We start from the raw sequence: 16,774 nt of genomic DNA on the forward strand, positions 1-16,774 counted from the left end.
ATGCTAATTTCTTAGCATCGGCTTTTCTGATTTAGCTTCTTTTCATTCTCCTAATACCAAACCGATATACCGGCATGTATGGTATTGTCGAAGCTTCTGTGGTGAGATCCTCCCAGCGGATTGGCAAGGACCAGGGTGAAAGGCCTGCTTTCTTCCAGGAATCTTCCCCCCAGATAAACCTCCAGGTGCTTTTTCCGCAATCCAATTCTACTTTCAATAAAAAATACGTCCAGATCAAAACCAATGAATTGATTTGAGGGGTCTTTCAAGGGATCGGAGGCTTCGATCTGGTTGAAGGTTCTTTCCAGTCCAAACATTCCTTGCAAATAAAGACCTTTGAGAAATGCTTTCCTTGGCTTGTAATCCAGTCCTATGGCGAAACTTGCCGTGGCTCTGCGTGTACCTCTTCTCCAGTGAAGGGGCAGTGTATTTGTAATAGGATCAATGTTATCCCGAAGTTCTGACCAGAGGTGAGGCCTGTCATCCAGGGGATTGGCAACACGCCTTGGGAAATAAGTACCATCCATCATAAATTGCCAGCTGGGGCTCTTTTTGAATGGATAACGAATCTGAATATCCAATCCCATGGCATACTCCAGCAATTGGCCATCGTTTTGGATAAAAACAGGACCGCCTGCTAGTTGAAAATCTCGCTCAGTAGAGTCCACTTCCGGCTTGGGTTCAGCCATTTTTTCTACAAGAACCAAAAGGTTATTGATTCGGGCAGTGAGGGAATCACAACAGCCATTATTGACGATAACCGTATCACAAACTGGTGGCGGAGGGGGTGGCGGAGGAATACTATCTTCCTGAATGGTTATGGTTATGGTCGTATCATGTTTCTCTCCTTCATTATCCGTTACTTCCAGCCTTACCGGAAATTCACCTGCTTCAAAAAAGGTATGGGAAACAATACTTTCTACTTTACCTGATCCTCTTTCTCCAAAATCCCATTTATAGTCCACAATTTTGAAACCCTGCTCATCTCTGTCAGTAGAAAACTCTCCATTAAATTGGATCTGAACTCCTATTTTTCCATTGAAGGTAGAAGGTTTAATAATTGCCAGGGGAGGAAAAGTTGGCTCCGGTTCCGCACAATCACAAGGCTGGTTGCCTCTTTCAGGGTAAACCGCATTTTCATAACGTTCTTCAGCCTGAGGTTTAAATTCGAAAATATCTACTCCCAACAAGACATCCACTATTTCTATTACTTTCCCTGCTTCGATTTCAGCTACATATAGATTATTTTCCAGCGTATCTACAAGTAGCTTATACTCCACAGGCGTACTTCTGCATCCGAATTTCACATCACCACATACTTTCCCATCACATTCCAGGTAATAGCCAGCTCCTGTAATGATTTCGTACATTAACCTTCCAGAGCTGTTCCGAGCACTCCCTTCAGGCATAACAGCATTTGCCACTTTATAGGTAGCATTTCTTAACCGAGAGTCTTGCCTGAGTTGTTCTAATATGGCATTTGAGATAAAGCCATCCCCGATTTTTTTCTGTACGCCATTCACCAATTGACAGGGAATGGAAAATTCTTTTTTTCCTTGAAAATCAAACTCTACGCTTCTTTTTTCATCCGTTAGCATAAGACGACCGGACTCAGTTCTGCTAACCTGTGCCTGCACAAAGCCAATAGGAAACATGAAACATAAAGTGAAAAGTATCACAAGTGTTCTTAGCATGGAATGAGGGTTTTGTGTGTTTGAATATGGGATATTATCGCCAGGAATATAATTCAAGATATGACAATATCTTGTTTTGGCAAAAATTTGAAAGCTCCGTTTTTATCATTATTCAGAGAATAATCCATAAAAAGGGATAAAGAAGCCCCTTGCATGACAAGCATAGCTCGCCATGCAAGGTTCGGACTTAGCTTTTCCCTAATGCTAAAGTTTATTTTTTCCTGCGGATGATGCGGAAGCCGAGGTCGTTGGTGTACGGTCTTCCTTCTTTATTGTAAGTCGTGAAACTTTCGGGTTTCAGATCTCCTTGTGCTATAATTTTCGCATAGGCTTCCTTCCTATTAATTGAGCCTCCTTTGATAATCTTTCTTTTTCCATTATCTGTACTCACCCATTCCCATACATTTCCACTCATATCATAAATTCCAAGTCCATTAGAATCTTCCTTTCCTACTTTCTGGGCACGCTGCTTAACCCGGGTCCAGTAAACATTTGCCACTAGTCTTGAGACATTACTCCCGCTGTACTCAAAGTTTTCGGTTCCGCCCGCACTTGCAGCAAATTCCCATTCTGATTCTGTGGGCAAGGAAGCCATCACCCATTCAGCATAGGCATTTGCTCCATACCAGCTTACGCCAACAACAGGAAGTTCCTTATGATTTCTTTCTACTATAAAGGTTTTTCCTGAAAGTTCAATACCAGAATAACTTAACTCGATCCAATCCTCGGTTTTCTCATAATCCATCTTTGCATTGAGGAAAGCTGCATACTGCTCATTGGTGATTTCGAATTTACTAATGAAAAAGCTCGGTATTTCCTTACCCACGTATTTGGAAGATTTCAACCTTAGTTTACCACCTGGAACAAGAATCATAGCAGGTAAAACCTTCTGTAATTTAGCCAAGGCTATTTTTTCGGCCAGGTATCCGGCTTCATCAAACCTATCTTCGACTTTGGCTGAATCGTAAAATTCAAGTGCTTGTTCGTATGCACCAGCAATGAATAAGTCATCGCCAGCATTACTAATATCCAGGACAGTCTCTGCGACCTTTTCATGATCAAGTTTATCCTTTAGGAATTGCAATGTCTCATCTACCCGGGATTTTTGGTTCAGATCAAAGTGTTCGCTAAACAAGGAATCCAAGTGTCCATTTTCAAAACTTTTCAGGGTTTCATAGCCTTTTCCTAATAGGTTTTTGTATTCCCTAAAATGTTCCTGAGCTTTTACCCATTCTTTTTCATCCATCCAAAATTTCCCCAAGCTATCATTGCTCATCAGCTGGCGACCGATTTGACTTAGGTTATCCAGCCTAAGTAACTCTTTATTGTCTGGCATAGCTTCCTCAGCTTTTTCCAGAGCAACAATCACCTTAGTAAAATTCCCCTGGCGGATTTCGTATTCAGCGATGCCAATGTTTTTATCAAATCTCTCTTTTTTATTCTGTTCATTTCTGAACCAAATCACTGCGACCGTCAAAAATACCAGAAAAGACACCCCTGTAACAATTAATTGCATTTTCTTCTTTTGTTTCCTTTCTGCAGTATTCGCCAGCAATTCTTCAGCTTTGCCCAAATGAGGACTTTCCGGAAAATCTCCAATAAAAGCTTCGAGCATCTCAGCCTTTTTAGAAGCTTTTGCATGCTTCCAGGCCTTCAATTCCTTTAATTTAAAGGTAGCCTGTTCAAAAAACTCGCTATTGGGATATTCTTTGATAAAGTTTTCAAAGGCCTGAATGTTGTAAAAGGCTTCTGCTTCTTGCCAGGCTTTTAATCCTTTTGTTTGTTCGCGTTTTCGTTCGTCGGCCTCCTCTTTAAAAGAGCCATCCGGATACTTACTCAAGTAATTTTCAAATGCTGCCAGGCTATTGGATTCAAGCGCTTCTCTCCACACCCGATTTTCTGTAAGGGCAAATTTTATTTTCGAAACCTCTAAGAGGTCTTCGCCTTCAGGGAAGTTATCCTGATATTCCTGGCAAAGAGCTTCTGTAGGCTCTATGTTTATTTTGGAAAAAAGTTCTGCGGCCTTAATAACACCTATGCTTTTCTGAGCTTCCTTCTCAAATTTCCCTCCGCGAAAGTCATTTATAAATAAGTCAAGTATCTCAAGGGTATTGATGGTTTTAGCCTCTTTCCATCTTTCCTCTTCATTATCTCGGGGAAAAAATATAAACTCCCCGCCCTTATCACCCACATCTTTCAGAGGTTGACCAATAGGAGTTTGATCATAATTATGATTTACACGAGTTTTCAGGCGTTCTACGAGGGTACCCATCCGAATACCGGAATTGGATTCTCTATTAAGGATATCTAACAATTCTTTGGTAAAAGGACTATTTTCATTGATTGTTCCATCGTTTACTGGTTCATTTCGACCAGAGGCCAGCATCCACCTTGAAGGCTCTTTTGCAAAGACTTGTGAGTTGGGATCATGGGACCTTTTTTGGCTTACAAAAGCTGCACCCGAATAACAGGAATCTGCTATAACAACTGTATGATGGGTCTCGATTCTGTTGATCCTTTTCATCAGATCTTCATGTGAGAAATATTCTCCCAATGCCCGATCAGCACGCGCTTCAACCGGAACCCAATAGGCCGTATCCCATTCTTCGTCATAATATCCGTGTCCACAGAAAAATATGACCAGATTATCTGTTTCTGTTCTGATTTTATTTTTTAGCTCTTTAAAGGTATCGTCAATATTGTTTATGGTTGCCTCTTCGTTGATTAGGCTAAAGGTGTGTTCCTTTTTGAATCGATACTTCTCATTGAGCACTTTCGCAAAACTTCTTGCGTCATTTACAGCATTCCCTAAAGGGGTACAGTTTTGATACTCATTGATACCGATTACAAAGAGGTAGTTGTCCCTAAGTATGGTTTCTTCTTCCTGATTTTTCAGAAAACTTAGGTCGATTGCGCGTTTGTTTGATACAGAGTCAGACATAGCATTAGGTTTGTTGGGTATAAAAAATGTGTGCGTACGATTGTTGGTATCCTTATGAAGTCATAAGGAAAAACGGAGAAAAAGAGACAGAAATATGCTTTTCTCAAATGAGTCTCATTTGAAAAGGCTTATTGCAGGATGTAAAATGAAAACAGGTTCGTAAAGTACACTCCTTCCAAAGAGTGGTAAACTGTGCTTGCGTGCGTTCACATAGAGTAATTCAGATCCTCAAGTGAGCAGTAACCGTAGAAGTAAAGTTTAACTCAAAGGCGTTTGTTTGGCGTTAGAAGGAATGAGAAATGGGAGTTCTCGTACAACAGGACTCTATATTTTGTAACGGCCCATTTACCCTACATGTTACAAAAAAGTATAAATAATCGAAAATTTTACCTAAACAAAATAGGACATAGCCCCCTAATTCAGACCTTGACGTTAGAAATTTTCTCCAATGCCAGACTCAAGGCATGTGTTCCTTTCCGCCCATGTCCCTGAGCTTCTACGGCCTTATATAATTGGTGAACAAGGGCTAAACCCGGCAAAGCCAGATTCATAGCCTTGGCTTCTTCCAGTGCTATTTCCATATCCTTGATAAAATGCTCCACATAAAATCCCGGATCAAAATTTCTTTTCACAATTCGAGGTGCCAGATTACTCAAGGTCCAGCATCCGGCTGCCCCTCCACTGATGGCTTCCAGCATTACTTCCAGATTCAAGCCCGCCTTATATCCATATAGCAGGCTTTCACAAACCCCGATCATTGTCCCGGCTATGGTGATTTGGTTACACATTTTGGTATGCTGCCCCGATCCTGCCTTGCCTTCATACACCATGTTTTTGCCCATCAGTTCAAAAAGCGGCATGAGGGCATCTACCTCTTCTTTATCTCCCCCAATCATAATGGATAGCGTCCCGTTTTGGGCTCCAACATCTCCCCCAGATACAGGTGCATCAATAGATTTAACACCCTTTGCACTTGCCTGCTCATAAATTTTTACGGCTAGACTAGGACGAGTAGTCGTCATATCAACCAACACACTTCCCTTGCGAGCAGTTTTCAAAATGCCCTTTTCCCCAAAATAAACCTCTTCGACATCCTGAGGAAAACCCACAATTGTAAAAATCACATCAGCTGCTGCAGCTACTTCCATGGGACTGTCTTTCCATACCGCACCCGCCGCTATAGAACTCTCAGCTTTGGATTTTGTACGATTGTAAACAAAAGCACTATAGCCTTCATCAATAAGGTGTTTCAACATTGAGATACCCATTACTCCGGTACCAATCCATCCGATTTTAGTATTTTTTGACAGGCTGAAAGACATAATTCAATATTTGAGGATTTATATTCAGACGAAGGTAAAATAAAAGATGTAAAAAAATCATATGGACATAAACGTATATTATTTACTATATTAGTAAAAAGGGACCGATACACATACCCGGATTCTCATTCCGGATATCAATTTTGGACTACTGACTTATACTAATCGCTCTGCATTGTCGATGCCCAGGACTACTAACCTCATACAGCGGATCGCCACCTACGATGATAAACTCGCATTTGAAAGTTTGCTTAAACTTTATAGTGAGCGCTTGTTTACCTATGCAATGGTTCTGCTGAAAAAGGAAGAGTTGGCAGAGGAAGTAGTTTCTGATGTTTGGCTCAAACTCTGGAACAATCGAAAAAGACTCACGGAAATCATACATTTCGATTCATACCTCTACACAGCCATCAAGAATCAGGCCCTTAGCTATTCTGTTAAAGAGAATAGCTTGAATGGATCGCTACATAGGATTAGGGATTACCATCATCTTCCTATTGAACCTGCAAGTCTTGAGCCTGATCCATTTAAGCAACTGGAAGCCAAGGAATTGAAAGAGGTGATCATAGAAGTAACCAATCTATTGCCTCCACTTGGGAAGAAAGCATTTCGCATGGTTCGAGAAGAAGGTCGCTCCTATCAGGAAAGCGCAGATGCTCTTGGTATCAGTGTCAATACCCTCAAGACACATCTTCGTCGCGCGACCAAAAAACTCAGAAAGCAAATCAGCATACGCTTCTCTGAATTTACCCTTTTATAAAAAAATTCAACTGCCTTGTCACCCATTTGGGCAAGAACTCAGTCTTCTATAGTAAGGAGACATAATCTCTTTATTACAAAATTGAGCTGAGTTCAATTTTACCTAAATTACTACTGACGAAATGGATAATATAGACGACATAATCCTAAAGTCCCTTAATCACTCAGCAAATACGGAAGAATTGGAACAATTGGAAGCCTGGCTCAGCGCTTCCAAATACAATGAGCACGTATATAAAGAATTGCTAAATGCGTGGAGCCAGGGTAAGAAGACTGATTACAATAGGGTATCGAATATTTGGAACAAGTACCAGGAAAAAGCAGAAATCGGGAAAGAGGCTGAATCACTGTCGCCTCCTTTTCGGCCTAAGCGGCTATATTCACGAAGGAATTGGAGCATAGCTGCGAGCATAAGTGTACTGATCGCTTTAGGTCTGAGTGTATTTTTTATCTCGGAAAGAAATTCGCGGATCATATACCAGACTGCTTTCGGGGAAAAAATGGAAGTTGTCCTGGCTGACCAGTCTGAAATCACCTTAAATGCAAATTCCCGCCTTTGGCACTACAAAGGAAAACCCAGAGAAGTCTGGCTGGATGGAGAAGCTTTTTTCCATGTGAGTAAAAAGCCGGAAAGCGGAGCAAAATTCACGGTACTGACTTCTGATCTGGAAGTCGAAGTATTAGGAACTTCATTTAATGTGAATAGCCTTAAACAGAAAACCGATGTGTTTCTGGAAGAAGGGAAAGTAAAGCTCCACCTAAAAGGAAAGCAAAAGGATAAAATAGAACTGATCCCGGGTGATCTACTTTCTTATTCAGCCAATAAAGCAGGCAGTCTCACCAAAAGAAGAAATACCTCTCAAAACCTCACCTCCTGGAAAGATGGGGCAATTATTCTGGAAATGGTTGCAGTTTCAAAAGTCCTGGACGAAATGGAACGCATCTATGGGATCAGCATACAATTGAAGGACAAAAGAATTTTAAATAAAGAAATCATGCTGGCAATCCCGATCGAAAACAGAAGTATTGCCTTATCAGCCCTTGAAAATGTATTGGGCAGAAAGATCAAGCAGACGAGAGATAATGAATATTTAATAGAATAAAGGACCCGAAACCAGATTAAACAATAACACTTCAGATAATTATTTACACATTTTTTAACCACATTAACTATGGGTTTTAATCTACTACGAAAGAAGGGACTCATAATGCTGTTTAGCATACTCATTATGAGCAGCTCTTTCTTAAGAGCTGAGGAAAGACCGATACTTGAAGATCGACCTTTGATGGAGGTTCTAAAGGAGATCAGTGAAAAGTATCAGGTATTTTTCTCCTTCGATGCCAAATTAGTCCGCGAAATTAGCGTGGATTACCAATTTAAACAGGAAGAAAAGTTTGAGGAAGCGATCAATCGTTTACTCACCACAACCAGTTTGAGTTACAAATTCCTGGGTTCCAAGTACTACGTGATTTATAAACGCGACAGGAAAGGGATAAAGACTCTCAAAAAACTGGAAAGGAAAATCCTTCAAATCCAGAATCTTGAAGAAAATGGAAGCGTGCGCTTGCATCCTGCTGTTTCTGACAGAGCGGCCAGAATGCAAACCATTACCAATTCTACATTAGAAATGATGGAGAAGAATGTAAGCGGTACCATTACTGGAGAAGATGGAACAGCCCTGGTTGGTGCTTCTGTACGCGCCAAGGGAACCACCATCGGAGCCCTGACTGATCAGCAAGGGAAATTCTCATTGACTGTCCCTGACGAAGTTACTACCCTCTTGGTTTCTTACATCGGCTATGCTACTCAAGAAGTCGAAATAGGAAATCGTTCTGTTGTTGACATTGTCATGAATGCAGAAGCTTCTTCTCTTGATGAAGTAGTGGTAGTTGCCTATGGTACGCAGAAAAAAGCCACCATTACCGGCGCTGTTGTAGCTGTTGATGGAGCAGACCTGCTTCCTTCACCTTCTGTAGACCTGTCCAACTCACTCGCCGGGCGTCTGCCAGGTTTGGTTGTAATTCAGCCAAGTGGTGAGCCAGGTGCTGATGGAGCTATCGTGAGAATTCGGGGTCAGAACACCCTCGGGAACAGCAGTCCTCTGATTGTTATTGATGGTATTCCTGACAGAGATGGAGGCCTTGGACGTTTGAGTCCTCAGGACATTGAGTCTATCTCTGTATTGAAGGATGCATCTGCTGCGATTTATGGAGCTCGTGCTGCAAATGGAGCGATTCTGATTACTACCAAAAGAGGTAAATCAGGTAAACCTCAAATTCGCTACGATTTTAACAAAGGATGGTCTCAGCCAACGGTTGTACCGGAGATGTCAAATGCTCCTGAGTATGCCCGTATCATGAATGAGCTACCGATCTATCGTACTATCCCTGTTGAAGAATGGCAAACTGCCTGGAACAGCATCCAGACTACGGGTGTTTACGACTCTCCTACTCCTGGAGTAAGTACCCTCAATGCTAATTACAGCCCTGAAGCTGTACGTAAGCATGAAGATCAGTCCGATCCCTGGGGATTCCCTGATACGGATTGGTTTGGAGACGCCTTCAAAACATGGTCTCCTCAGGATCGTCATAACTTGCAGCTCTCAGGTGGAACAGAAGATGTCCAATACCTGGCTTCTTTAGGCTATGTTCACCAGGATGCAGTTTATCGCGAATCTGCTACCTTCTATGACCAGTTCAACATTCGTTTGAATCTGGATGCCAAGGTCAATGATTACATCAGGACCAGCATAGGAGTTATGGGTAGAAGAGAAGATAGAAACTATCCTACCGTAGGTGCAGGTGCTATTTTCCGTATGTTGATGCGGGGTCGTCCTGTAGAACCTGAAGTTTGGCCAAATGGTCTGCCAGGTCCAGATATTGAGAATGGTGAAAATCCATATGTAGTAACAACAAATGCTACTGGATATGATCGCCAGCCTACTGACTTTATCCAAACTAATGGAACTATCGATATCACCAATCCATGGATTGATGGTTTGAAACTTTCACTTTCAGGTGCAGTTGACCTCAATAGAGGTACACGCAAATTGTGGCAAACTCCCTGGATGCTCTATTTCTGGGATAGAGTCTCTACTGATGCAAATGGTGATCCTCTTCTTGAGGGAGCCGTTAGATCCCCTTTCTCTGACCCACGTTTGACGCAGTCCAGCAGTTCTGTATTGAATACCAATGTAACAGCTATTCTGAGTTACGATAAATCCTTTGGAGGAAGTAACCTGAATGTTCTTGCAGGGGTAACACGTGAAGAATTCACCGGTGAAGGATTTAGTGCTTTCAGAAGAAACTATATCTCCGCTGCCGTTGACCAATTGTTTGCAGGGGGATCACTCCAGCAAAACACAGGCGGTAGTGCCTACGAGCGTGCTCGTTTGGGATACTATGGTCGTATAGCCTACAACTACCAGGAGAAATATCTTGCTGAGTTTATCTGGCGTTATGATGGATCTTATATCTTCCCAGAGTCAGATCGTTTTGGTTTCTTCCCAGGTTTATTGTTGGGATGGAATGTTACCAATGAAGACTTCTTTGACGTTGGTGCAATTGATTACCTGAAAATCCGTGGTTCTTATGGACAGATGGGTAATGACCAGGTATTCTTCAACAATCAGCTCCAGGAATTTGCTTACCTGTCCACTTTTGGATTTGGTGAGTATCCGATCAACAGCCAGGTTGTTACAACTCTGCGTGAGACTTTGCTTGCCAACCCAAGCTTTACCTGGGAGAGAGCCAATAACCTCAACGTAGGTATTGATGCAGCATTGTTCAATAACAGAATTGATGTTACGCTTGAATACTTCAAGAACAGAAGAGATCAAATTCTGATTCAGGAAACGGGTTCTACCCCTGCTTCTTCCGGAATCAGTAGTCTTCTTCCTCCTGTAAACGCAGGAAAAGTAGATAATGAAGGATTTGAGTTCCTCGTCGCATACAACCATTCTTCCAATAATGGTGTTCAGTTCAGAGCTAGTATAAATGGTGGTTATGCCAAGAATACAGTAGTATTTATGGACGAAGTACCTGGTGCTCCTGATTACCAATTGCAAGAAGGAATGCCAATCGGTGCATACCTCGTTTACCAATCTGATGGTGTATTCAGAGATCAGGCGGAAATTGAGGCCAACAATATCGACTACAGTACAGTTACTTCTCAACTGCTTCCTGGAGACATGAAGTTTGAGGACGTTAATGGAGACGGAGTTATTAATGGAGATGACCAGGTTCGTATAGACGATAATGGTGTACCTACTTTCAACTTCGGTGCAACCTTCAGCCTGACTTACGGTGGATTCGACTTCAACTTATTGCTTCAAGGTGCTACCGGAGCTTCTCAGAGATTCCAAACTGAATCTGGAGACATCGGTAACTTTACCAAGTATGCACATGACAACCGTTGGTCTATTGACAATCCTAGTGGTGAGCACCCACGTCTTGCTAGCCGTGGTGATACTTACTATACAGGAGGTGCTTATGGAAACAATACCTACTATCTATTCAGCAAGGATTATATCCGTCTGAAAAACATAGAGATTGGGTACAACATTCCTGGAAGCGTATTGAATGATGTGAATTTCTTCAATAGCATCAGGGTTTATGCCAATGCACTAAATTTGATTACTTTTGATAAACACGGAATATTTGATCCGGAAGCAACGAATGGAGCGGGTACTTATTACCCACAAGCTCGCGTTCTGAACGCCGGTTTCACCTTAACTTTCTAAATTATAGACAATGAAATTAACCAGAATCATATTCTCGGTACTCTTTGTCGCTGCGATATCGTATTCATGTAGCAATGACTTCCTGAATACGCAGCCACTAGATAAAATATCCAGTGATGCTACCTGGGCTGATGGCCCGCTTTCCCAGGCCTTTGTTTTCAATGTATATTCTTTCCTGGGATATGGTGGATTTGAGGAAGAAGGGCTTTCTTCCTTCACTGATGAAGCTATGTTTACCCATGCGGGTAGAGGAATTAATACGTTTACAGAATCTACGATCAGCCCGGATAACCTCGGGAATCAAAGTAGTACCTTCGAATGGGGACAAATGTACCTGGCCATTCGTCAGGCGAACATCGCCATTCAGAACCTGCCTGCTTCTACCTTCAATGATGATGAGTTGCGTGATCAGCTATTAGGGGAATCTTATTTCCTAAGAGCCTATTACTATCATCAATTGTTGAGATTCTATGGAGGAGTACCCATTATTGACCGTCCTTACGAATTGAATGAAGATTATTCAATCGCCAGGAATACCTTCCAGGAATGTATCGAATTTATCGTATCGGATCTGGATCAAGCGGCTCAATTATTAAATGGAAAAAATCCTGAGGCAGGAAGAGCTACTCAAATAGCCGCTATGTCATTGAAAGCACGCGTATTGTTGTATGCTGCCAGTGATCTGCATGATGCAGCTACTGCTCAGGCAAATTCTTCTACCCTATCCGGCTTTTCAAATATCGAATTGCTCGCTTATGTAGGAGGAGACAGAAATGCCAGATGGCGTGCGGCCCAGGCTGCAGCTAAAGCTGTACTGGATGCAACTACCGGATACAAATTTGGATTGACTGCCCCGGTTTCAGCCGAAGAAGGAAAAGCCAACTATGTATCAGTTGCTATGGGTGGTGTAAGTAGTGTTGCTGACGCTGCTGCTGCTGCTGAATTGATTTTCCAACGTACGCATACTACCCTCTTTACCCAGGAAAACAACTGGCCTTTGGGTGGGATTCACTTTGGCGTAAACAATGGTCCTAATGGATACCATAACTGGGCAGGTAATACACCTATTCAGCAATTGGTAGATGACTATGAAATGATGGATGGATCCAGCTTTGACTGGAATGATCCTACCCATACAGCAGATCCTTATGCTAACAGAGACCCGCGCTTCTACGCAACTGTTATGTATGATGGAGCTGACTGGAAGCCCAGACCTTCTGATGTGGCAGGTATTGACCCGAATGACCAAATCCAATCCGGAGCCTATGATGACGGAGCTGGTGGATTTGTCAATGGTATTGATACACGTGAATCACCCATTGAAAACTGGAATGGTAGCCGTACTCACTATTACGTGAGAAAGTTTATTGATCCAGATCCAGGTTTACCTGATAGCCGTTCTGCAGGACAGGTTGTACCCTGGCCCTTCATTCGCTATACAGAAATGGCCCTGATTTATGCCGAAGCCAGCATTGCTTTGGGAGAAGAAACAGAAGCCAAAAACTGGTTAAACCAGGTTCGTTTCAGAGCTGGTATGCCTGAGGTAACAGATGCGGGAACAGATCTTCTAAACAGATTGATCAATGAGCGCCGTATCGAATTGGCTTATGAAGAGCATCGTTACTTTGACGGACGGAGATGGATGATGGGAGAAATGCTGCATCGCGGTATTAAAGCTATAGATGTAAAGGCTACTTTGAAGGCTGGATCAGCACCGCTTAGTCCCTATCGTCATGACAAGGATGTTTACGATTATACCTATACCGTTGTGGATAATACAGAAAATGAAAATCGTCAGTGGAATGACAAGATGTACTTCCGCCCGATTAGCCGCGACGAAATCAATCGTAATGCTCAATTGATTCAAAATCCTGGCTACTAAGCCAAAATATACCTAGAAATAAAGATCTATCTCCTGTTCTTTGGAGATAGATCTTTATCTTTACAGACTATGCTACTACCCTACTATAGCCGGATAAAACGGATACTGTGTATTTTTTTTCTGTTGGGCTTAATTGCTTGTGGAGAAGAAAAAAAGGAAGCTCCTGAGGAAAGCCCGGTCTCAGAGGAAAAGGCCTTATTTCAATTGGTATCTCCGGACAAAAGTGGAATTACTTTTCAAAACAGCCTCACAGAAGGACTTAATACCAATGTCCTCATGTATGAGTACTTCTACAATGGAGGAGGTGTAGCCGTCGGGGACCTCAATCAGGATGGAAAGGACGACCTCTATTTCACCTCAAATATGTCTCCCAATAAAATCTACCTGAATAAAGGTGAACTGCGCTTTGAAGATATTAGCCTGCCTTCAGGAGCTGCGGGAAGAGAAGGGCCCTGGAAAACAGGTGTCAATATGGTAGATATCAATGGTGATCAAAAACTTGACATATACCTTTGCTATTCCGGTGCCCTTCCCGACCCCAAAAGAGCCAATCAACTCTTCATCAATCTGGGAAATGACGAAAATGGCATACCGAAATTTGAAGATCAGGCAGCTCAATATGGACTCAACAGTCCGGCCTTTAGTAATCAATCCTATTTTTTCGACTATGATAGAGATGGAGATTTGGATATGCTCTTGCTCAACCACAATCCCAAAAGCTTACCGGTTCTGACGGAAGCTCAGACAGAAGAATCCCTCAGAATTCCTGATCCCCTCAGAGGCCTGAGATTTTTTGAGAATACGGGAGATAAGTTTCAAGATGTTACAGAAAGCAAAGGCATCAATGGTTCCGCTCTCAGTTATGGCTTAGGCCTGGGAATAGCTGACCTAAACAAGGATGGTTGGCCGGACTTCTATGTCTCCAATGATTATACCGTTCCCGATTTTCTCTATATCAACCAGAAAGGCAAAAAATTTAGCAATACCCTAAATGAAAGTCTGGGTCACAACAGTCATTTTTCTATGGGAAATGACCTGGCCGATATCAATAATGATGGATGGTCTGACATCTTTACCCTGGATATGCTCCCAGAGGACAATTATCGACAAAAACTTTTACTGGCTCCCGACAATTACGTCAAGTTTGACCTGAATATTCGCAGCGGTTTCCACTATCAGTATATGCGAAACATGCTGCAACTGAATAATGGGAATGATACCTATAGCGAAATAGGTCAAATTGCAGGCGTCTCCAATACAGATTGGAGTTGGTCAGCCCTTTTCTCAGACTTCAACAATGATGGCTGGAAGGATCTTTTCATCAGCAATGGATACAAAAGAGATTATACCAATCTCGATTTCATCAAATACATGGAGGATTTCGTCCAGAAGAAAGGCAGATTGATGCGGCAGGATGTCATGGAAATCATCAAAAATATGCCTTCCTCCAATGTCACCAATTATATCTTTTCAAATGAGCAGGGCAAAGGCTTTACAAACAAAGTAAAAGCCTGGGGAATGGACCGGCCCAGCAATAGTAATGGAGCTGCATATGCAGATCTGGATAATGATGGAGATCTGGATTTGATCGTAAATAATGTCAATAAAGCTGCCTTCATTTACGAGAATACCAGCGATCAGAATAAGGACTCTCATTACTTGCAAATAGAGTTGAAAGGAGAAGGAAAAAATACTGCTGGCATAGGTGCGAGAATAGAAGTTTATTCAGATAATGGGACACAGAGTCTGGAGCAATATACGGGTAGAGGTTACCTTTCTGCGGTAAGCCCTGTTTTGCATGTGGGACTGGGGAAAAATACATCCGCCGATTCTCTACACATCTTTTGGCCTAGTGGAAAAGAAGAAATCATCAAAGCAGTTCAGGCCGACCAAAAACTGCTGATCGAGGAAAAAAATGCCTCCAACTACCAGGAGATTCGACTACAAAATGAAAAGCAAGCACTGTTTGTAGAAAAAACTTCCTCTATTCGCTCTACTGATAAAAGCCTCCCCTATCGAGATTTTGACCGACAATTACTCCTCATCAACGAATTGTCACATGAAGGCCCCTGCATGATCCAGGGAGATATAAATGGGGATGGAGCAAATGACCTTATCCTTGGGGGTAATCAGGATCAGGCTAGCAGGCTATTTATCAATAATGGAAAGGATAGTTTTCAGGAGAAAAGGATTTCTGCCTTTTCAGCAGATAAAGCCCATATCGATGCCGCCATGGACTTGCTGGATGCGGATGGAGATGGAGATATGGACCTATATATTGCCAGTGGTGGATATCACAAGCTTACGCCCACAGACAAAGGTTTACAGGATCGTCTTTATCTCAATGATGGGAAGGGAAATTTCAAACGGGCAGTCGATGCTTTGCCCACGATTTCCAGTAGCGCTGGAGCTATAGCTATAGGCGATATAAATGGAGATAAAAAACCGGACATCTTTGTGGGAGGTAGAGTAATACCCGGGGCTTATCCGGAAATACCGACTTCCTATCTCCTTATCAATGAGGGCGAGGGAAAGTTTGAGAATAAAATCAATCAATTTCTTCCTGAGTTGGAAAAAGGTGGGATGATCACCGATGCAGCCTTTTCTGACCTGAATGCTGATGGTTCAGAGGAATTGATCATTTTGGGCGAATGGATGCCCATCCTGATTTATGAGAAGACTGCTACTAAATGGACAGATCAGAGCGAAAAGTATCTGGGTAAAGCCTATAAAGGTTGGTGGAACAGCCTGAAGATTTCAGATGTAAATGGAGATGGAAGAATGGATTTGCTGGCGGGGAATGTGGGACTAAATATCCAGTTTCAAGCCTCAGATTCAGAACCTGCCCAATTGTATTATAGCGACTTTGATAAAAACGGCTCTGTAGATCCTATTTTCTGCTACTACATTCAGGGTGAGTCCTATCCCTTTGTAACCAGAGATGAATTGCTCGGGCAATTGGCAAAACTGAAGTCCAAATACACTTCTTTCGCCAGTTATGCCAATCACAAAATGATCAACATCTTTACCCCGGATGAACTAAAAGAAGTTCAAATTCTGGATGCCAATCATATGTCCACCAGTCTTTTCCTCCAAAAGGAAGATGGAAGTTTTGCTTATGTGGAATTACCCAAAGAAGCTCAATATTCTCCCATCTACAGCATGGAAATTTGGGACATAAATAAAGATGGGAATCAGGACCTTCTGCTTTTTGGCAATAATAGCTTTGCCAAATTGAGATTGGGAAAATTTGATGCTAATTACGGACAAGTATTTTTGGGGAACGGGAAAGGAAACTTTAGCTATTTAGCCCAAAATCAATCCGGCTTTAACATAACTGGTGATATCAGAGCCAGTCAGATTATCGGAGAGGGAATCTATCTCACAAGAAATTCCGGCTCCCTTTTGTATTATCAATTGAATGAGTGAGGATC

At 42.2% G+C, this 16,774-nt stretch carries 8 protein-coding genes; 5 read left to right on the forward strand and 3 right to left on the reverse strand.

The window, feature by feature from the left end; genetic code table 11:
• Nucleotides 1-50: 50 nt before the first annotated feature.
• The 3 genes from R8P61_16790 to R8P61_16800 all read right to left on the reverse strand — a co-directional run bounded on the left by R8P61_16790 (nucleotide 51) and on the right by R8P61_16800 (nucleotide 5,957).
• Nucleotides 51-1,694 carry a PKD domain-containing protein gene (locus R8P61_16790; protein MDW3648727.1) on the reverse strand — a complete coding sequence of 548 codons (1,644 nt, stop codon included), beginning with the start codon at nucleotides 1,692-1,694 and terminating at the stop codon, nucleotides 51-53.
• 211 nt (nucleotides 1,695-1,905) lie between these two features.
• The gene (locus R8P61_16795) at nucleotides 1,906-4,635 is read right to left on the reverse strand and encodes an SUMF1/EgtB/PvdO family nonheme iron enzyme (GenBank protein MDW3648728.1); all 2,730 of its coding nucleotides are present in this window, start codon (nucleotides 4,633-4,635) and stop codon (nucleotides 1,906-1,908) included.
• A 419-nt stretch (nucleotides 4,636-5,054) separates the two neighbouring features.
• Nucleotides 5,055-5,957 (reverse strand): NAD(P)-dependent oxidoreductase, encoded by a 903-nt coding sequence (locus R8P61_16800; GenBank protein MDW3648729.1) that lies wholly within the window; start codon nucleotides 5,955-5,957, stop codon nucleotides 5,055-5,057.
• A 181-nt stretch (nucleotides 5,958-6,138) separates the two neighbouring features.
• Between R8P61_16800 and R8P61_16805 the strand changes: the two genes are divergently transcribed.
• From R8P61_16805 to R8P61_16825, 5 genes are all read left to right on the forward strand, one after another.
• On the forward strand, nucleotides 6,139-6,717 hold the full coding sequence (locus R8P61_16805) for a sigma-70 family RNA polymerase sigma factor (protein ID MDW3648730.1): 579 nt from the start codon (nucleotides 6,139-6,141) through the stop codon (nucleotides 6,715-6,717).
• A 121-nt stretch (nucleotides 6,718-6,838) separates the two neighbouring features.
• Nucleotides 6,839-7,819 (forward strand): FecR domain-containing protein, encoded by a 981-nt coding sequence (locus R8P61_16810; GenBank protein ID MDW3648731.1) that lies wholly within the window; start codon nucleotides 6,839-6,841, stop codon nucleotides 7,817-7,819.
• 126 nt (nucleotides 7,820-7,945) lie between these two features.
• Nucleotides 7,946-11,458 carry a TonB-dependent receptor gene (locus R8P61_16815; protein ID MDW3648732.1) on the forward strand — a complete coding sequence of 1,171 codons (3,513 nt, stop codon included), beginning with the start codon at nucleotides 7,946-7,948 and terminating at the stop codon, nucleotides 11,456-11,458.
• Between the two features lie 10 nt (nucleotides 11,459-11,468).
• Nucleotides 11,469-13,340 (forward strand): RagB/SusD family nutrient uptake outer membrane protein, encoded by a 1,872-nt coding sequence (locus R8P61_16820; protein ID MDW3648733.1) that lies wholly within the window; start codon nucleotides 11,469-11,471, stop codon nucleotides 13,338-13,340.
• A 69-nt stretch (nucleotides 13,341-13,409) separates the two neighbouring features.
• Nucleotides 13,410-16,769, forward strand: coding sequence for a VCBS repeat-containing protein (locus R8P61_16825; GenBank protein MDW3648734.1), 3,360 nt, complete (start codon nucleotides 13,410-13,412; stop codon nucleotides 16,767-16,769).
• The last annotated feature ends 5 nt before the right edge of the window (nucleotides 16,770-16,774 follow it).

The sequence above is a fragment of the Bacteroidia bacterium genome, from assembly GCA_033391075.1.
In the GTDB taxonomy this organism is placed as follows: domain Bacteria; phylum Bacteroidota; class Bacteroidia; order J057; family J057; genus JAWPMV01.